Annotated in this window: 14 protein-coding genes and 1 tRNA gene; 8 read left to right on the top strand and 7 right to left on the bottom strand. The window is 38.5% G+C overall.

Annotated elements, in window-relative coordinates:
* Positions 1-42 precede the first annotated feature (42 nt).
* From QNJ66_RS22640 to QNJ66_RS22625, 4 genes are all read right to left on the bottom strand, one after another.
* Complete coding sequence (locus QNJ66_RS22640; RefSeq protein ID WP_300510905.1) at positions 43-609, bottom strand: NUDIX hydrolase; 567 nt, start codon at positions 607-609, stop codon at positions 43-45.
* 4 nt (positions 610-613) lie between these two features.
* Positions 614-1,099 (bottom strand): 2-amino-4-hydroxy-6-hydroxymethyldihydropteridine diphosphokinase, encoded by a 486-nt coding sequence (gene folK / locus QNJ66_RS22635; protein ID WP_300510904.1) that lies wholly within the window; start codon positions 1,097-1,099, stop codon positions 614-616.
* A gap of 26 nt (positions 1,100-1,125) precedes the next feature.
* On the bottom strand, positions 1,126-3,774 hold the full coding sequence (locus QNJ66_RS22630) for an efflux RND transporter permease subunit (protein WP_300510903.1): 2,649 nt from the start codon (positions 3,772-3,774) through the stop codon (positions 1,126-1,128).
* A gap of 136 nt (positions 3,775-3,910) precedes the next feature.
* Positions 3,911-4,246 carry a hypothetical protein gene (locus QNJ66_RS22625; protein WP_300510902.1) on the bottom strand — a complete coding sequence of 112 codons (336 nt, stop codon included), beginning with the start codon at positions 4,244-4,246 and terminating at the stop codon, positions 3,911-3,913.
* 245 nt (positions 4,247-4,491) lie between these two features.
* On the opposite strand from QNJ66_RS22625, the gene QNJ66_RS22620 reads away from it, so the two are divergent.
* From QNJ66_RS22620 to QNJ66_RS22610, 3 genes are all read left to right on the top strand, one after another.
* Positions 4,492-4,562: transfer RNA gene (locus QNJ66_RS22620), tRNA-Cys, on the top strand.
* 739 nt (positions 4,563-5,301) lie between these two features.
* A complete protein-coding gene (locus QNJ66_RS22615; protein ID WP_300510901.1) occupies positions 5,302-6,042 on the top strand; it encodes a hypothetical protein in 741 nt (246 codons plus the stop codon).
* 503 nt (positions 6,043-6,545) lie between these two features.
* Positions 6,546-7,247 carry a hypothetical protein gene (locus QNJ66_RS22610; RefSeq protein ID WP_300510900.1) on the top strand — a complete coding sequence of 234 codons (702 nt, stop codon included), beginning with the start codon at positions 6,546-6,548 and terminating at the stop codon, positions 7,245-7,247.
* A 15-nt stretch (positions 7,248-7,262) separates the two neighbouring features.
* Here QNJ66_RS22610 and QNJ66_RS22605 read toward each other — a convergent pair whose 3' ends face one another.
* From QNJ66_RS22605 to rimO, 3 genes are all read right to left on the bottom strand, one after another.
* Positions 7,263-7,865 (bottom strand): PEP-CTERM sorting domain-containing protein, encoded by a 603-nt coding sequence (locus tag QNJ66_RS22605; protein WP_300510899.1) that lies wholly within the window; start codon positions 7,863-7,865, stop codon positions 7,263-7,265.
* A gap of 443 nt (positions 7,866-8,308) precedes the next feature.
* On the bottom strand, positions 8,309-9,748 hold the full coding sequence (locus tag QNJ66_RS22600; protein ID WP_300510898.1) for a DEAD/DEAH box helicase: 1,440 nt from the start codon (positions 9,746-9,748) through the stop codon (positions 8,309-8,311).
* A gap of 161 nt (positions 9,749-9,909) precedes the next feature.
* The gene (gene rimO, locus QNJ66_RS22595) at positions 9,910-11,223 is read right to left on the bottom strand and encodes a 30S ribosomal protein S12 methylthiotransferase RimO (protein WP_300510897.1); all 1,314 of its coding nucleotides are present in this window, start codon (positions 11,221-11,223) and stop codon (positions 9,910-9,912) included.
* A 658-nt stretch (positions 11,224-11,881) separates the two neighbouring features.
* Here rimO and QNJ66_RS22590 point away from each other — a divergent pair.
* The 5 genes from QNJ66_RS22590 (at position 11,882) to ppsA (ending at position 19,653) form a co-directional block, all read left to right on the top strand.
* Positions 11,882-12,997, top strand: coding sequence for a type IV pilus biogenesis protein PilM (locus QNJ66_RS22590; RefSeq protein WP_300510896.1), 1,116 nt, complete (start codon positions 11,882-11,884; stop codon positions 12,995-12,997).
* Between the two features lie 3 nt (positions 12,998-13,000).
* On the top strand, positions 13,001-13,729 hold the full coding sequence (locus tag QNJ66_RS22585) for a PilN domain-containing protein (protein ID WP_300510895.1): 729 nt from the start codon (positions 13,001-13,003) through the stop codon (positions 13,727-13,729).
* Entirely contained in the window at positions 13,726-14,529 is an 804-nt protein-coding gene (locus QNJ66_RS22580; protein WP_300510894.1) for a pilus assembly protein, read from the top strand. Before QNJ66_RS22585 ends, QNJ66_RS22580 begins: the two co-directional genes overlap by 4 nt.
* A 111-nt stretch (positions 14,530-14,640) precedes the next feature.
* Entirely contained in the window at positions 14,641-16,989 is a 2,349-nt protein-coding gene (locus QNJ66_RS22575) for a secretin and TonB N-terminal domain-containing protein (protein WP_366146311.1), read from the top strand.
* A 177-nt stretch (positions 16,990-17,166) separates the two neighbouring features.
* On the top strand, positions 17,167-19,653 hold the full coding sequence (gene ppsA / locus QNJ66_RS22570) for a phosphoenolpyruvate synthase (RefSeq protein WP_300510893.1): 2,487 nt from the start codon (positions 17,167-17,169) through the stop codon (positions 19,651-19,653).
* Positions 19,654-19,670: the final 17 nt, after the last annotated feature.

Below are 19,670 nucleotides of genomic sequence, written 5' to 3'. Positions count from 1 at the left end.
TAATTATAGTTTATATAAATCATAGCTCTGAACTCCGAACTCTTAACTCACGTTACTATTTTTTTCTAAAAATAATTTAGCCATGAAAAAACTAGCAATAGTTTTACCATCTATAATTTCTCCTGATATAATACCTTGTTCAAATTCCTCAAAACTCATTAGAATAACCTCAATATCTTCATCATCATCTTGTTCGGGAGGGTGTTCTAACTTTTCTAATTCCTGTGCTAAAAAAGCATAAATATATTCATCAGAATAACCAGGTGCTAAAGGAAACTCTCCTAAAAAATCCCATTTCTTGGCTTCATAACCCGTTTCTTCTTGTATTTCTCTTTTAATAGTAATTGCTGCTTCTTCGTTAACTTCTAAAGTTCCGGCAGGAAACTCCAAAATTCTTTTTTCTACTGCAAAACGATACTGTTTAACTAATACTAATTTCCCTTCTTTGGTAATAGGAACAGCTAAGGCCCCTCCAGGATGACGAATACATTCCCAGTTCCCCTCAACCCCATTGGGTAAACGTAATTTATTGACATCAAAATTGAATTTTCTGCCTCGATAAAAAAGCTGTTGTTCTATATAAGTCGGTAATTCCTTTTCTGTTGACATAAACTTAACTAATTAATGGTTGAACACCTTCACAGTTTAACCCGTTAAGGTGTTCTTGGATCGTTTTTTTTGTAATAGGATGAACCCAAGTTACTGCAATATCTGCCAAAGGAACTAATACAAATGCTCGGTCTAACATTAGAGGATGAGGTATCGTTAAATTAGGAGTATCTAAGATTAAATCATCATATAATAATAAATCTAAATCCAGTGTTCTCGGACCCCATTTTTCTCTACGAATACGCCCAAATTTTTGTTCTATAGCGAGTAAAGTTTGTAATAAGTCTTCTGGGTTTAAACTGGTTTCTAAGATAGCACAACCATTCAAATAATCTGGTTGAGGTGGTCCGATAGGAGTGGTTCGATACCAAGGTGAACAGTTTATTAATTCAAGACAAGGATGTTGAGATAACAAGGTGATTGTTGTCTCTAAAATGTTTAAGGAATCTCCTAGATTACTTCCTAATGCGATCGCAGATTTTTTTCTCATTATTAATGATATAACCTCAACCCTAATTAATTATCAACTCGTTTCATTTTTGGGAAAACAAGTTTTTCCCAAGCATCTTCTAATAAAGTATAAAGTACAGGAACCACAATTAAACTTAACACAGAAGATGTAATTAAACCCCCAATAATAGCGACGGCCATGGGTTGTCTTAATTCTGCACCAGCACCCAAACCAACTGCTATAGGAAGCATCCCTAAAATAGTTGATGCAGTGGTCATAATAATCGGTCGTAATCTGATTTCTCCTGTCTTGAGGATAGCATGATGACGACTCATTCCCTGTTCTCTTAATTGGTTGGTATAATCCATCAAGAGAATCGCATTTTTATCCAGTAATCCTAACAGGAATATTAACCCAATTAAAGATATCATACCAAAATCGCTTTGAGTAATTAATAAAGCAAACATTGCCCCAACAACAGATAAAGGTAAGGATAAAAGTACCACAAAAGACTCTAAAAAGCGACCAAAAGTCAAATATAAAATCACCATCATCGACAGAATAGCGAAGAATAAAGCCATAGCAAATTCTTGAAAAATACTCTGTACTTGTGCTGATGCACCTTGAATATCAAAAGTAACATCATTAGGTAACATTTCTTCAGCAATTGTTATCACTTTTTTGGTAACATCTCCTAAGCCAATTCCTTCAGATAAATTAGCCGTTAAATAGATTACTCTTTGTTGTTGAAAATGCTCAATAGCTGCATTTTCTGTACTAGCTGATAGTTTAATATCTACTAATCCTGAGATATTTTCTAAGCGATTTTTTAATTTATTAGCTGTTTCTTGTAAACTATCTAAATTATTACTGAGTAGAGCAATTTTAAAAGGACTATCATCACCAGTTTCAATAAAAAGAATATCCTCTACACTAATACTTCCTCCTTTCAACTGTGGCAACTTTTCTCTGATTTTTTCCTGAATTTGGCTAGTGCTTAAAGTCCGATTATCCTTAAGTTGAACATAGATTCTGCCCCTAAGAGGATTACCTTGATAACCGGCAATAGTATAGGCTGATTCAACATTATTTTCTTCTAAAATTAACCCTTCTAATCTACTACCAACTCGATAATTTCTGCCCAATAAAAAGCGTTCAGGAGAGTCCATTAAACCTTGAAATAAAGAAGGCTGATTATTGTCACTTTCTTGAGGTATTTTTAAACGATTGGGAATTTTCGGATTAGGCAAAGTATAAATAACATTAAACTCTCCTCGATCTAACTTAGGAACAAACCCTTGAGGAATAAAAGGAATTAACCCTAAACCCACAACAAAACTTACTAAAGCAATACCAATAACTGCTTTACGATGGTATAGAGACCAATTTAAAATACGTCTATATATAGGAACTAAAATAAACGGTTTTTGTTGATTTTTTACCTTTCTTTTTCTCGGTTTAATCCAATACATCGCTAGAACTGGGGATAAAGTTCTTGCCACTAATAAAGAGATTAAAACCGCAGCAGCTACAGTCATACCAAAAGGTTTAAAAAATTGTCCTAAATTCCCCCCAATCAAAGCAATAGGAAGAAACACTGCCGCTAAAGTTAAAGTTGAAGCAGACACAGTTAAGCCAATTTCATCTGTTCCTTTAATTGCTGCTTGTTTAGGACTCATTCCCTCATCAATATGACGAGAAATATTTTCCACATCCACAATAGCATCATCAACAATAATACCAATAACTAAAGCTAAACCCAATAATGTAATTGTTTCTAAATTAAACCCTGCCACCGCCATCACAATAAAAGTTCCTAACAATGACATCGGAATAGCTAAGGCAGTAATTAAAGTAGCTTGAATATTACGTAAAAAAGGAAAAATAACTAAAATAGCCAGAAAAATAGCCCCTAATAACGCTTCTAAAGTAGCTTGACTTGCTTCTTTAATATAATCTGCTTGAGTTTCGGCAATAACTAAACGAATATTTGGGAAATTTTCTCTCAAATTACTAATTTCTTCTTCTACAGCAGCAACCACATCTAAAGTATTCCCCTCAGCTTTTTTAATCACTTGAACCGCTAAAATATCCTCTTGATTTAAACGAGTTAATGTCGGAGGATTAGTATTTAAACTATTATTATCTGCATCTCTTAAAGAACTATCTCCTAATAAATCAACCCGTCTCACCCCTGGAACCGCTTCCAGGGAAGGGATAATTGTTTCTTGAGTAATAGATGCTAAAATGTTTACTGGTTGCGTCTCACTGGAAATAGCATAGGTTACAGCTACCGACTCATTCAGATTAAACGGTGTAACCTCTATGGTGCTATCAGAAGGTAAACTTGCTTGTTCGAGGTAGTTTTTAACCGTTTGCGTCGATTGATCTAGATTCAAACCGGCTGCAAAAGCTACATTGATGATAGTTTGCCCAGGATACGTAGAAGAAAACAGTTCCGCATTCTCCAGCGATCGCAAAGAGGTTTCTAGAGGGTTGGTTAACTGTTTCTCAGTCTCTAAAGTAGTTTCTAACGGTGCAGTTCCCTGAACAATGACAACAGGAAAGGGAATTTCCGGAAATAAGGCGTATTTGAGGGAACTAAAAGCAAATATCCCTGCTACTGCCACTGCGATCGCTATAAACACGGTTACTCGTGCGTATTTTATGGCCACACGGGATATATTCAACTGTTCTCGCCAAGATGATCTCATACGTTTGCCTTACTCACACCTATCTTATGGTTATAACAAAGTTAGCTGAAAACCAATCTTAAAAAAGTCTTCAGCTTATGGGGATGGATGACGAAATTTCCCTAATTATTGATCCAGAAGATCATCATTTTTGGGTTTAGTTTTCCCAAAGAATATCATCCAGAACGTCCTGAGAACAGGTTTCCCCATAACGGGTTAGGGTTCTTCTGGCTGTATTATCCCCATTTGTATATTGGGTGTAAAGGGTTGCAAACGCTTCAGTGGAGTATTTTTGTCGTAATGTTTTAATTGTGCATTCGCAAATTTGGGTTGCTTCTGCTTCAGTTAACCCCACTTTTTTCGCTTCAGGAACACAAGTGTTATTATAAAATTGTGTAAAAGGATTCGCTGCATCGGCCTTTTCAGCTAAGGATACAGTATTTAATCCCAACAATAACATTGTCCCGACCAGTAGTTTGTAAGTTTTATTCATTAGGATTTTTTGGGCGTAAAGTAAACAAAGAACGGCTTTTTATTGACACGCCTCACCTCCATTTTCAGTCTATACTCACCGTTGAACCGATGGTAAGAGACCTTATGTCAGTTTCTTCCACTGCACAAGTGGGTTTTCTAGGTAAGATCACTGTTACGTTTCTTTAGAAAAATTTAGGTTTTGTTTTAATTTAGCTCTTGCCTTCGTTGAACAATCTTTGCTATAGTTGTAAGAGTGTCTAAAACGGCGGCATAGCCAAGTGGTAAGGCAGGGGTCTGCAAAATCCTTATCCCCAGTTCGAATCTGGGTGCCGCCTTAATTCTTTGAAGATTATAGAAAAAGTAACTTATGATTTTTCCCAGAGCAAACAGGGAAAATCCTTCGCTCTTTATGAGTTGTTTGGATTTGCCATAAAATCTTGATTGTATTAACAGATTAGAATCTTTTTACACAAGATGCAATTAGCAAGTATTGATATTTAATCTTCTCTTCTTCGTTTAGTCTATTTAGTAGCAAATGGAGGAAATATTCTTGATGCAGTAAAACTTTATACCCATATTTCGGGAGGTTTTGCGAATGCTATTTTTCCCATTCCTAGTAATGAGGAAGAACTTGAAAAACTAAAATTTGCTTTAAGTTCAATTAATCCAGATTTTATTTTTTCTTCTAGACAAATAGATGAAAATATTATCGAAAAAGTTGAACCATTTAGTGGAAAATATCATCCTATTATTAATGATAGAATTGCGGAATTTGCCCAAGGAAGAATATTAATACCACCTATTAGTCAATTTCCTCTTGGAGGAATTGAAAAAGCAATCTTTCTTATTGATAAAGAAGGGGCAGATATTCTTAGTGCTTTCTTAAAATATAAAGCTAAAGAGTTATTAAATTTTGGTGATTTAATCAAATATTTAATAACAGATTGTCATTGGGAATCACAGAGTAAATCACAAAAAAGAAAAGCACAGGTAAAATGTACAAAAAAATTATCTAATTTCGTAGAAAAATCATTAATAAATCGTGGTTATTCTGCTAATTGTCCTACTTGCAATTTGCTTAATTTTTACTCATTAGAAGAAGTTAACGAAGTTAATGAATGTAAAGGATGTGGTGAGTTGTTTCTGTTGCCTTTTGATAAACATGAAACCATCACTTATAAACTTAATGAATTAGCACTAAAATTGTTTCAAACAGGTGGATTAGCTATTCTCATGTCCATTAATATTCTCTCTCAAATTAAATGGTCAAGTTACACTCAACTAGGAGGAGAATTAACTAAACAAGATGAAACACATAACTTTGCTGAAGTTGATTTATTTTGGTTAACAGAACACTGTTTAACAATTGTAGAATGTAAATCTATTTATAACAATGGAGATTTTGAAAACATTAGTGATAAAGTAAGACAAAGAATTGAGGATACTTATCAGCAGTTTAAAACATTGATTACGGATGTTGCACCCTTAATTGATGCGAAGGTTGCTGTTTTAAGCATAGTTACCAATATACCTGATTTAATAATAATCGAGTTATTAAGGGTAAATGAATTACAAAACCTTGGTGAAGAAAATAAGATTAAAATACATTTAATAATCAACTGGGAACTTTATATAAATGGAGAAGAAAAACTAGATTTAATAACGCAACGTCCTCAGATAATGAGTAGATTTTTTCCGCATTCTTATTCAATAGAGGAACTAGACACGATTAAAGTAGAATTTTATCTAAAAGAATCCCACAATAAACAAGGAGAAAAAGAAAACCATGCTGTTATCATTAAAGTCATAAAATAGTTGGCGTAATAAACTATTATCAAACGAGATATTAAGTATTAAGTAGTTTGCGTTAGGTAAACTACAGTTATTAGGGTAAATTATTTCATTATTTTGTTTATTAAACTAGGCTAATATCCCCTAGAGTTTTCTTAAGATTGACTTTACAAAAAGTATCTAATACCTTCTAAGAGATATAAATCAAAAGTCATTTAGATATTATTAGCTTATTTTCTAACTATTCTACTCTCGTGAGTTAATGTAAAGATTACAGTCTAGGGCAAAAGCAATATATTCAAGTCAACAGTAAAATTACTTAATATTGACTTGACTTATCTCAGGATATTTACTGAGGATAAAGCTATAAAAATAATAATATTTTGACCGATTTTATTTAACATATCTATTATAAATCGTCGATGATCAAAATCATATACTAATAGTGATTTTAAACATTGATAAATAACAGTTTCATAATTAAGCTAGGTCCAGAAACAGAACTGACCATTTAAGAGTAATAGAATATGAACATCAAACAAGCTTCTCTAGGAATACTAGGTATAGGTATGGGTGCTGTTTTAAGTCTTGCCCCTATTAGCACCGTTAAAGCTGCATCACTCGGTCTGAATATATTTGATGATCAGGACAATATAGTAGGTAATCTGTCATTAGAATGGGACGATAGCTCCGTAGACGCTTATAACAGGTTAATTGGGTTTGAGTCGTTAACAGATTTTCGATTAACTAATTATCGAGATATAGATTACGATCACGAATTGGTTACAAAAACAGAAGACTTGCCAACAACTACCTCGTTTACCTTGGACCTTAACACTGGTATGTTAGGAGCGGAATTCTCTCAATGGGCAATAGATCCTTCAACAAATAGACCACGTGAATATGGATTTAGTATTTACAGCGATGACTATGTTGATATACCCGCTGTAGGGAACTTAAACTTAGCAACAATTGTTCTCAATTCCTCTAATGGGGAAAGTTTAGAAGATATGTTAGAAGCAAAAACCTTTGCCATTAATTTTGATTTAGGTGCAAATGGTCAATCAACCGATTCACTTGGTTCTGCCGACTCAGAAAGTACTTTTTTTGATAATGTTAGGGTGGCTTCAAATGATACTACTCCACAAAGTGTCCCCGAAAATAGTTTAACTACTGCTGTATTAGTTATTGCTGGATTAATTTTTCTCAATCCTCACAAACTTTTCTAAAGTCAACCAAAACGGTTATTTACTACTAACACCACACTGAAAGTCGCTAGGAATCAATGTGGTAGCTTTTTCGTTCAAACTCTTTGTGCTTATGTTTCTCTTAAAATAAGCACCTAAACTGAAAAGCATTAATCCTATCCAGGACCTAGACTCGGGAACTTCCTTAATATTAACTGTTTCATCAGGTGGAGGTGTAATACTATTAGGCTGACCGGTTTGACCAATGGCACCGTTGTTGTTGAATCCTCCTTGACTATTGTAATTAGAATTAATACCAGAAGCAGTGCCAGAAGAAACAATAGTAGCAGAAGTTTCTCCTAGTTCATACTGAAGAAAAAATAACTCATTCAGACCATGAGTAAAATCAACGAAACTTAAGTTTCCTTTAAAGAAGTTCAGTTCATAGGCAAAAACTTCATTTTCCGCCGAGTCAATGATATTGTTTCCATTTATGTCCTCTCCTGAGAATGTTACTGTTAGTTCTGCGTCGGGGTCGCCCCCCCATCCCGATTGAGAAAAGGCAAAGGTTAAAGCTTTAGCTGGTCTATTCTCCACAAAGATGCCAAGAGTTAACGCAGCTGTCCCAATAATAAATAAAGAATGGATGAATTTTTTCATGAGTATCAATATTGTGTGCTGGTGACTGTTAGCAACCATCTGTACAAAATTATAAAAATTACTAAATAACAATTCAATAGTAAAATCACTTAATTTCATCTATTTCATTAGTTAAGATTAGAGTATCTACTTAAAAAATAGATGTATCTAATATACTTTTTGTGAACTTTCAAAGATTCAAATTAAAGTTCACTAAGAATTCAAATCTTTGAAAAAAGTTCCTAAATAGAGTTAGACACATTGATAATCCTTAAAAATAAGTTTGGTTGTTTTTTATTTAAAATTATTTGTGCTTATGTTTCTTTTCTATTCCCCATAAAAATTATCCCGACACTCAACTGAACTAAAATATTTATTTAGATGGGGTTAGCAAATTACAGGAACAAAAAATAAAGCTCCTATCGGTGAGATAGGAGCCATAAAAATTAAATGCTTGTTAGTTTCTAACGAGTTTGTGGATGACTAACTGTCCTGCGATTACCTCGGTTAGAATTGCCGTGCTTAGAATGATTGGAGTTGTATTTTCCTTTGCGCTTAATAACTGGTTTTGGTGTGGAGGACTCGGGTACTTCCCAATCCGTTTTCATCCAGTCCGGACAGTCTTGATCGTAGATCATCTGTAAGGCAGCAGCAGCGATCGCTTGAGGATCGTATTCATCGCTCAATTCCCGTACCAAGGGTAAAAATGAGGCCATCCGTTCTCCTGCTAAGGATTCCTTGATTTCATTTTGCAGTTTTTCGATGCGTTTTGCCTCAACTTGAGAGCGACTGGGGATCTTGCAAGTTTCCAATTTTTGCCGCAGTTTCCGCTCAATTTGCCGTACCATACGGCGATCAATCGGTTCTATTAGGGAAATAGCTGTTCCTGTCTTTCCTGCACGTCCGGTACGACCGATACGGTGGATATAGGTTTCACTATTATCGGGTAAGTCGTAATTAATAACGTGACTCAAATTTTCTACGTCTAAGCCTCGCGCTGCAATATCCGTGGCTACCACTAATTTAATTTTCCCGTCCCGAAAGCGATAGACTAATCTTTCTCGTTGAGACTGGGAAAGGTTGCCATGATATTCGTCCACACTATGACCAATTTCTTGTAACCTGGTGGTCAATTCTGAAGCAGTTTGTTTGGTACGAACAAAGATAATGGCTGACTCAGGATCTTCCATCTCTAAGATTGGTTGTAAGGCTTTCCGTTTTGACCATCCCCGAGGAACATAATAGAGATGCTGTTCAATTCGTGTGGGGGCTGCTTGTTTGCGTTCTACTGATACGGTAACGGGAGACTTGAGGAACTGATTAACTAACTCTCTTATTTCTCGGGGCATAGTGGCAGAGAAACAAGCTGTATTACGGGTTTCAGGGGTTTTTCTCAAGATAGTTTTTACATCATCAATGAAGCCCATACTTAACATTTCATCTGCTTCATCGAGAACCGCCCAACGCAAACAGTCTAGAACCAATTTTTTACGTTCTAATAAGTCGATAACTCGTCCCGGCGTTCCAACAACAATCTGTACTCCTCGTTCTAAACTACGGATTTGTCTTTCAATAGATTGACCGCCATAGACTGTTAAAATGTAAAGACGACGTTCCGTTATAAAATCCTTTAACGCCTCAGCAACTTGTTGGGCAAGTTCACGGGTTGGGGTTAAAATTAAGGCTTGAACATTAGGATTTTTAGTATCAATTTGCTCAAGAATTGGTAAGGAATAGGCTGCGGTTTTTCCTGTTCCTGTTTGGGATTGTCCTAATATATCGTTGCGTTCTAAAATTAAGGGAATCGCTTTTTGTTGAATCTCGGTAGGACTCTCAAATCCTAGAGTCTGTAACTTATTTACGCGGGCTTCGGATAGTCCTAAGTTCTCGAAGGAAATGGTCATAAGGTCGCTTTCTTGGTTAAGTTGACTATGGTTTAAACATTTAGCAAGATGCAGCTAGATTTTTTTATAGTGGCTTTTCAAACTGCTTATTATTGTTACTTATTTTAGCATAAGTTACTGTTAGTTTCCACTGGGATGTCTAAAGAATTTAAGGTTTCTGTTTAGATAACTTTTCCATAGAGATCGTAAGTATCAGCATGGGTTATTTTGACAGGAATGATTGAGTTTAACTGGGCTTCTCCTTCAACATAAATAACGCCATCAACTTCGGGAGCAAATCTACTTGAACGTCCAATATGTTCTTGAGTTTTTGGGTTTTCTTGTTCAATTAATACCTCGACTGTTTGTCCAACACAATTTTGATTTTTTTGAGCAGAAATAGGTTGTTGTATTTCCATTAGATAGTTGCGTCTTTGTTGAGCAATTTCTGGTAAAATTTGATTTTCCATTTGATAAGCAGGGGTTTCTTTTTCCGGGGAAAAGGTGAAAACTCCCACATGATCGAACTTATGTCGTTGTACAAATTTTATTAAATGCTCAAAATATTCCTCTGTTTCTCCAGGAAATCCCACGATAAATGTGGTTCTTAAAATGGCATTAGGAATTGATTTTTTTAGCTTTTCAATAATTTTATCGTTCACCTGCCCTTGCCAGGGACGATTCATGGCTTTTAAAATATCTGGGTGGGAATGTTGCAGAGGTAAATCCAAATACGGTAACATATTTGGGGTTTCTCTGATGGCATCGATTACCTGTTCTGTCAATCCTGTAGGATAGGCGTAATGGATACGAACCCAGGGAACATCTACTTTTCCTAATGCTCTTAATAGTTCAGCTAGTTTTGGTTTTCCATAAAGGTCTAGGCCGTAGTTTGTGGTAATTTGAGAAATAAGGATAATCTCTTGTACCCCTTGATCTGCTAATTGTTGCGCTTCGGTTACAATAGATTCAATGGAGCGCGATCGCTGATTACCTCGCAGATGAGGGATAATACAAAATGCACAACGATAATCACACCCTTCTGCCACTCGAACATAGGCAACTGCCTCATTGGTGGTACGATAACGGGGCGTGGATTCGTCAGCGACAAAAGTGGGGTTTTGAGTAACTTCTGTAACCCTTTCTCCTGTTTCTACCCGTTGAATCACCTCAGCAATTTTTTGGTAGTCTCCTGTCCCCACTAAAGCAACTGCTTCGGGTAACTCTTCTAGTAACTCCTCTTGGAAATGTTGCGCCATGCAACCAGAGATGATGATTTTTTTATTGGCTTCGGCTAGTTCTACTAAAGTGCGAACCGACTCTTCTCTGGCTTCCTGAATAAAGCTACAGGTGTTGACTATAACATAATCGGCTAACTCTTCATTAGCATCGATATTGTAGCCTTTGGCTGCTAGTAAGCCTAGCATATGTTCCGAATCTATACGATTCTTCTCACAACCGAGGTGAGATATAGCAATAGTTGGCTTGTTGCCCATGTATTATTTGGTTTTACCCCTTATCTTCCACTGGGGCGAAAAACCAAGCAAATCCTCTAGTATAGCCTTTAAGCTAAAGATGGTGTTCGGGTTACTGGCTTGCCCCTTGTACTCTTAATGTATCTTAACAGATTTTTCCTGAGAGGGGAAGTATTTAAGTTAATTTTTTTTAAGTGAGTTAGATTAGTCAAGTTTTTCTGTTAATTCTTTGAAAACATAATATTTATTTTTTGTCAATGCGAAACTTCTATAGTTCTAGAATAATTTTGCCCAATCAAATGATTTTTCTAGCAAGTTTTTAGGAATAAATAAAAACTCTTGAAACAAAAATTATGAAAAAAAATAACTTCCGACTTCTGACTTCTGTGTGATAGCTCCGGAACGTAGTGATAGCAATTTTCATTTGCATCGATTACAAACTCAAAGAAAAATACGCCCCACACTACCCACCCCTATCACACTCCCCACCCTCACTAAACCCAGATTTTGATACACCCAATTGAAAACTGCTATGAGGAACTTCTGACTGCCCTTAAACCTGGGATGTTAGAAAAAATTGAGTTACATTAGAACCGTAACCACTACAATGTGATTTCGGTCAACATTGCTTTTTAGGGTTATCCATTAAAACATCGGTCAAGATTAATTTAGTAAATATATGTTAAGCCGTATCCAAGATATAATTGGCGGTTTATTGCCGGGGAAGTCCGACGGGGTTGGTTTAGAAATCACTCCCGAGAGGCTGAACTTAGCGAAACTAGCCAAACAAGGTCAAGGTTATAAAATAGCCAAATTTTGCAGTACAGAAGTGCCTGAAGGCATTTTTGAAGAGGGGAAAATTGTCGATTCTCCAGGGTTAGCGGAATTGATTCAGGAATTTTTTGCCGAACATAAAATTAAAGCGAAAAAGATTGCTACTGCCGTTCCCATGCGAGAAGCCATTATCCGTATCATCCCCGTTCCTGCCGAATTAGACGAAGCAGAATTACGAGAGATGGTTTTAAACCATGAAGCAGCCTTGTATTTACCCTATCCCAGAGAAGAAGTCGATTTAGACTATCAAAAATTGGGCTTCTTTGAAGACGAGGATGGCATCGAAAAAATACAAGTTTTGTTAGTGGCAACCCGTCGTGAAGTAACAGATTCCTACAGGGAAACTTTCGGCCAAGCAGGATTAGAAGTTGATGTGTTAGAAATCAACAGTTTTTCAGTGATTCGCACTATTCGCGAACAACTAAGACAGTTCGGATCTAGCGAAGCTGCTGTTTTGGTGGATGTAGAATTTGATAGCACAGAAATTGCCATTGTCGTTGATGGAGTCCCCCAATTTTCTCGAACCGTTCCCATTGGAACCTTTCAGATGCAAAATGCCCTATCACGGGCCATGAATTTACCAGCCTCTCGTAACCCAGAAATTCTGCAAGGAATGACCATTCCTGTCACCCAGTTTGACAGTTTAACAACCCAAGGAACCGCCGTTAATCCAGGGATGACAGCCTTGATGCGAGTTTTAGGAGAATTAACCGACGAGTTGCGTCGTTCCATTAACTTTTACTTAAACCAAAGTGAAGAACTAGAAGTGGTTCAATTATTATTAGCCGGCCCGGGAGGAGGTTTAGTACAATTAGATGAATACTTTACCAATCGTCTCAGTTTGCCGACCATGCAAATTGATCCCATCGCTGCTTTATCCTTAGAAATGGATAAGGACATTCCAGCCGTGCAACGGCCAGCATTAGGAACTGTTTTAGGCTTAGGATTACGGGAGGTGTAATCTATGTATAGTTTAGATATTAATTTTCTTAAAGATCGTAATCTTGAGAGCAAAACGAAAGCAACCCTGGTTCCCGAATCTCGTGAGTCCTCGTTAAAAGAACAAATTCCCCTGTTGATTGGTGGGGCCGTTATGGTAATCTTACCTGCGATCACAGCCAGTTCTCTATTGGTTTTGAATCAGTTATCTTCTTCAACAGAACAAAGCATCCAAGAATTAGAAAATCAACTGGGACAATTAAGCGCACAAAACAAAAATATAGAAGAGATTAATGCCAAAGTTGAGCAAAATGATCGAGAGATTCAGTCTTTAGTTACGGTCTTTAATCAAATTCGTCCCTGGTCAGCTATTCTCAGCGAACTTGAAGCCCAAGTTCCCCCCAATGTTCAGTTAGGTTCCATTGTCCAAACAGACAGCGAAGTAACCCTTACTGGTTATGCCCTGAATTATGATGATCTCAATGACTTTTTGTTAAGCCTACAAAGTTCTCCCCTGCTAGACGCAGAAAAAACCGTGATTAAAACGGCTAGTTTAGAGGACTTTCCCCTAGAAACCGAAAATATTCCCGAAAATCTCGAAGTCGAATTTCCTCAGGGGGTTAAATATACTATCACCACGGCAATTAGTGATCGCCCGTCATCGGAGTTATTACAAGACTTTGCTCGTAGTGGTGCGGTCGGTCTTGTCAATCGTATTAGAACCCTTGAAGATAAAGGAGTGCTGAAACCATGACCTTTTCAGAAGAATTTAATTCCACGGAAACCGATGTCGATTTTGACGAAGTTGGCAGTAGTTATCCAACTGCGTTTGGCATCACATTCACCCCACAAATCAGTGGTATTTGTTTAGGGGTCTTAGGATTATTGGGTTCGATCTATGTCGGCTTCAATTTTGTCAAGCCAGCTTATGACAATTATACTGAACTCAAAGCCACCGAAGCCGAAAAACAGGGACAAGTGGCACAGCAACAATCAGGGGAACTCAGCCAAAAAATGTTAGAAGCTGAGCAAAAATTGAGAGAGTCCGAAGCCCTAAGAAGCGACGTATTGTCTTTGTTTTCTAGCGAGGAAAGCCTGAAAACCATACTTTTCGATATTAATCAATTGGTGCAAAAACACCAAGCCAAATTAGTCAGCTTTAGTCCCAACGGGGGCATCACAGTAGTGAGGGATAGTTCTCTAGGAGAAGGCGCCAACGATCGACTAAAAAGTCAGAAACTTGACTTAACCATCAGAGGAGATTTTGTCTCAACCCAAAGTCTTCTCAGAGACTTAGAGCGACTGCAACCCTTATTAGTGATTACGGGATTAAACTCTAAATTGGTTAAGGAACAGTTTACCATTGAGATTGTGGAAATTAAGCAAGAAGGAGGGGAAAGCGTTGCCACAGGACAAGCTATATCTCAAGGCAACAATGCTTTAGAAACCAGTTTCACTTTAGATGCAATCTTACCCTTAAGTCCTGAAGAATTGGCCAAGTTAAACTCCGAAGCAGAAGGCCCAGAGGAAGGAGAACAATCAGAGCAACAATAATCTCTGGTTGAAATCCTGACCTAAAATCTCGATTGTGTCAAAATAGTCACTAACAGTTTTAACTGATACTTGTGTGTGTGTGTGTTGTGTGTGTAAAACATGGAGTGAACCGTGAAACATTATCGTTACCCGCTTATGACCGGTGGAGTCTTGCTCATGCTATTGGGCCATCAACCCTTAATGGCCGCTGAAGACTCTCAGTTTTCTGCTCACAGTCTTGAATATGAAAGTATAGGGGATAAACAACAGGATGCGATGCTCCGTAAAACCCCCTCTTTATTTGAAAAACTTAGTGCTGAACTAGCAAAACAAGAGAGCAAAAGCCAAGGCGATCGCAGTTCAATTATGCCTGCTGAGTTATGGGAGTCAAAATCAACTCCTTCCTCTCCCTTCCTTGCTCAAATGCCTAACTATTCCCCGGCACCTCCTACCTATACCCAAGCCCCAGGACAAACTTTTCAGGCTCCAAGTCCAGCCCCAATCCGTTCTCCTGGCAGTAACTCAGAGGTGCTAGTGCCTAATCCTGAAGTGATTATCAGGTCCAATGGTACTTCTATTCCCGATAGCTTACAACCCACTATGCCCGTAGCCCCCACTCTACCACGGGCCATCGCTCCACCGGTGGGAGACATGGCTATTTCCAATATTGACGCAGGGGCTAGTCAAATCGATTTGGGCAGTAGTGTCATTGTGCCACGGTTGGTTCTACGAGAAGCCCCGGCCAGGGAAGTTTTAGCAGTATTAGCCCGTTTTGCTGGGATGAATTTGGTATTTACCGATACTCCAGGGGGAGGTGAAGGCCAGGGACAGGGACAAGCTGCCGCAGAAGCCACAGTATCTCTAGATTTAGAAAATGAACCGGTAGAAGATGTTTTTAATGCTGTGTTGATGATTTCGGGACTACAAGCCAACCGCAGAGGAAGGACTGTGTTTGTGGGTTCTCAGTTACCCCAAGCTGCCCGCACTTTAGTTAGTCGCACCATACGTCTCAACCAAGTTGCCTCTTCCAACGCTGGGGTGTTTTTAGCTTCCCAAGGGGCAGAGTTTCAACGATTAATTACCCAAACAGAAGACATTATCGATCCCCTAACCCAAAGGGTGGTAGGACGGAGAGAACTGCCCAGTGAGTTAGAATCTTTGACATCAGCAGCAGGTGACGGAGCAAGTGGTCCTATGTTATTGAAGGGGTTGACTGTTTCCTCTGATGATCGTCTCAACACTATTACCTTAGTGGGAGAACCCCGTGATGTTCAAGTGGCTACCTCTTTGTTGACGCAAATGGATGCTCGTCGCCGTCAAGTAGCTGTTAATGTCAAGATAGTGGATGTCATCCTCACCAACGATCAATCCTTTAGCAGTAGCTTTTCTTTCGGTTCTGGGGATACTTTTGTGGTTCAAGATGATGGTACTGCTGTACTGCGGTTTGGAGGCTTTAGTCCTGTTAGTGGTGAGGATCTTAACAATGCCCCGAGTCGGGTCGTTAATCCCCCTGTTATTCCTAACCCTTTGAGCGGAAGTAATATTTTCTTCGATTTTGATCGCCCTACCATTGTTCCAGGAGAAGGGCGAGGAGTTGAGGAAATCGATTTCTTCCGGGACTTCGGACAAGAGATAAGACGTTTCCCAGCCGATGCTCAAGTGTTTGGTGGAGTGGCTGGTGTCTCTATGGACCCTACGATTACAGGGATTACTGAGTTTACTCGAGGGACACCGGATATGTTTCTAAGAGAGATAGATGAAGACGGTTTGGTAACTATAACTGTTACTCCTGGAACCCTAGCTGATGCAACCTCAGCCCTTCCCAGTTTCTTCCAATTCCCTCAACGTTTCTTAGCACAAATTGAAACCACCATTGAGAGTGGTAATGCTAAGGTTTTGACCGATCCAACCCTAGTAGTACAAGAAGGACAACAGGCAACGGTTAAACTCACCCAAAAGGTGATTGAAAACATCACCACTCAGGTTGATCCTCTTAGTGGTGTGCGGACCACAACTCCAGACTTACAAGATGCAGGGTTAACTTTGACTATCGATGTGGATAAAATTGACGACAATGGTTACATCAATCTCACCGTCAGTCCCACCGTTGCTTCCCCTGGCTCACAACAGGTGTTTGATAGTGGGAGTGATGGCGGTACAAACGTTTTAACTTTGCTACAGCGTCGAGAACTGAGTTCTGGCTTGATTCGTCTGCGAGATGGTCAAACTTTAATCCTTTCAGGAATTATTGCTGAAACGGACCAATCTGTTACCAGTAAGGTTCCTTTATTGGGGGATATTCCTCTTCTTGGGGCTTTATTCAGAAGCCAAACGGATACTTCCGATCGCACAGAGGTCATTGTCTTATTAACTCCCCAAATTCTCCATGATAGTGGTCAATGGGGTTACAATTATCAACCCGGACGAGGAACGGCTGAAGTGCTACGGGATCAAGGGTTTCCTGTTCAGTTAGTTCCCTAATTCTTGTCTCAATTCACTGTGACCAAATCTAGATTTGGTCACTTTTTATTTGGGTTATCCCTAGTGTATTTTACTTATAAAGTCAACAAAAAATAGAGTTTATTGATAAAAATTAACAAGCTACTAATAGGAAAGAAAACTGGTTAAAATAGAGATAAGAATTAGGGTTAAGAACTTATGGTAGCAACGACGTATGAAATAACCCCAACGATGAACAGAGAAACAGCATTCATCCTTTGGTTTGAACAAGTCGGTAGCAAAGATGTTGGTTTAGTAGGAGGAAAAAACTCATCTTTAGGGGAAATGATCCAACAATTACAACCTAAAGGTGTTAAAGTTCCCACAGGATTTGCTACTACCGCCTATGCCTATAGCTACTTTATCGAATCAGCAGGATTGGAGTCAAGATTAAGAGATTTATTTGCAGATTTAGACGTTAATGATGTTACCAATTTACAAGAAAGAGGACAATTAGCCCGTTCTTTAATCTTAAATACTCCCTTCCCCAAAGAATTAGAAACAGCAATCGTTGCAGCTTATAAAATGCTTTGCGATCGCTACAGTCATGAGTGCAGTAAACTCCAGGAAAAATACCGCGAAGAATGTAAAATAGAAACCCAAAATCTTGATGTTGCTGTGCGTTCCAGTGCCACAGCCGAAGATTTACCAGAAGCAAGTTTTGCCGGACAACAAGAAACTTATCTCAATATTCATAGTGTTAAAGGTGTGTTAGAAGCTTGTCATAAATGCTTCGCTTCTTTGTTCACTGATCGCGCTATTTCCTATCGACATTATAACGGCTTTGATCATTTTGCTGTTGCCCTTTCTGTGGGGGTACAAAAGATGGTGCGATCAGATCTTGCCTCAGCAGGGGTTATGTTTTCTATTGATACGGAAACCGGCTTTAAAAATGCGGCTTTAATTACGGCGGCCTACGGGTTAGGAGAAAATGTGGTACAAGGTGCCGTTAACCCGGACGAATATTATGTATTTAAACCTACTTTAAAAGAAGGTTATCGCCCTATTCTAGAAAAACGGGTTGGTAGTAAAGCAATTAAAATGATCTACGATACAGGTGGGTCGAAACTGACTAAAAATGTGGACGTTTTAGAGGAGGAACAAGAACAATTTTGCTTAGAGGATGAAGAGATTTTAAAACTAGCAAACTGGGCTTGTATTATTGAAGATCACTATTCCCAAGTCAGAGAAACCTATACCCCCATGGATATCGAATGGGCCAAAGATGGACGCACCGGAGAACTCTACATTGTGCAGGCCCGTCCAGAAACCGTACAATCCCAAAAAGCAGCCAATGTCCTGAAAACTTACCAATTAAAAGAGCAAAGTAACATTGTGGCCATGGGACGCAGTGTGGGGGCGGCTATCGGTCAAGGAAAAGCCCGTGTTATCCTGGAAGCCAGTAAAATTGACCAATTCAAACCAGGGGAAGTTCTCGTTACTAACCGCACCGATCCCGACTGGGAACCGATCATGAAAAAAGCCAGTGCGATCGTCACTAACCAAGGTGGTCGCACCTGTCATGCCGCCATAATAGCCCGTGAAATGGGAATTCCTGCCATTGTCGGTTGTGGAGATGCAACGGATACTATCAAAACTCGTCAAGAAATCACCGTTTGTTGTTCAGAAGGAGACGAGGGAAGGGTATATGAGGGTTTATTACCTTTTGAAGTAGAAGAAACTCCTTTAGATAATTTACCTGTCACCAGAACACAAATTTTGATGAATGTAGGCAACCCTGAAAAAGCATTTTCTCTTGCTAGTATTCCGGCGCAAGGTGTTGGTTTAGCTCGCCTAGAATTCATCATTGCTAACCATATTAAAGCCCATCCTTTGGCGTTGATGAAGTTTGACGAATTAGAGGATGTAGCAGTTAAAGAACAGATTACAGAATTGACCAAACGCTATGACAATAAACCGCAATTTTTCGTCGACAAATTAGCTCATGGTGTGGCTACTATTGCAGCTTCATTTTATCCGAAACCTGTGATTGTAAGGATGTCTGACTTTAAATCTAATGAGTATGCTAACTTATTAGGAGGACAAGGATTTGAACCGAAAGAAGATAACCCAATGATTGGTTGGCGCGGTGCATCTCGTTATTATGATCCTATGTATCGTGAAGCATTTGCTTTAGAATGTGAGGCAATGAAGACGGTACGGGATGAGATGGGTTTGGTGAATGTTATCCCCATGATTCCGTTTTGTCGCACCCCAGAAGAAGGGAAGAAAGTGATTGCAGAGATGGCTAAACATGGACTGAAACAAGGGGTTAACGGGTTGCAAGTTTATGTAATGTGTGAGTTGCCTAGTAACGTCATTTTAGCGGATCAATTTGCAGAAGTTTTTGACGGTTTTTCTATCGGTTCTAATGATTTAACTCAGCTTACTTTGGGGTTAGATAGGGACTCTGCTTTAGTTGCTCAATTGTTCGATGAACGCAACGAAGGGGTGAAACGAATGGTTAAATTAGCAATAGAAACCGCTAAGAAAAAAGGCCGTAAAATTGGTATTTGTGGTCAAGCACCTAGTGACTATCCAGAGTTTGCTAAATTCTTAGTAGAATTGGGAATTGATTCCATGAGTTTAAACCCCGATTCTGTGTTGAAAACCTTATTAATGGTTGCAGAAGTTGAGAAAGGTTAGGTTAACTTTGTAGGGTG

The sequence above is a fragment of the Crocosphaera sp. genome, assembly GCF_030064895.1.
Taxonomy (GTDB): Bacteria; Cyanobacteriota; Cyanobacteriia; order Cyanobacteriales; family Microcystaceae; genus Crocosphaera.
The sequence above is the reverse complement of the archived record's forward strand: the minus strand, read 5'-3'. Positions and strand labels throughout refer to the sequence as shown.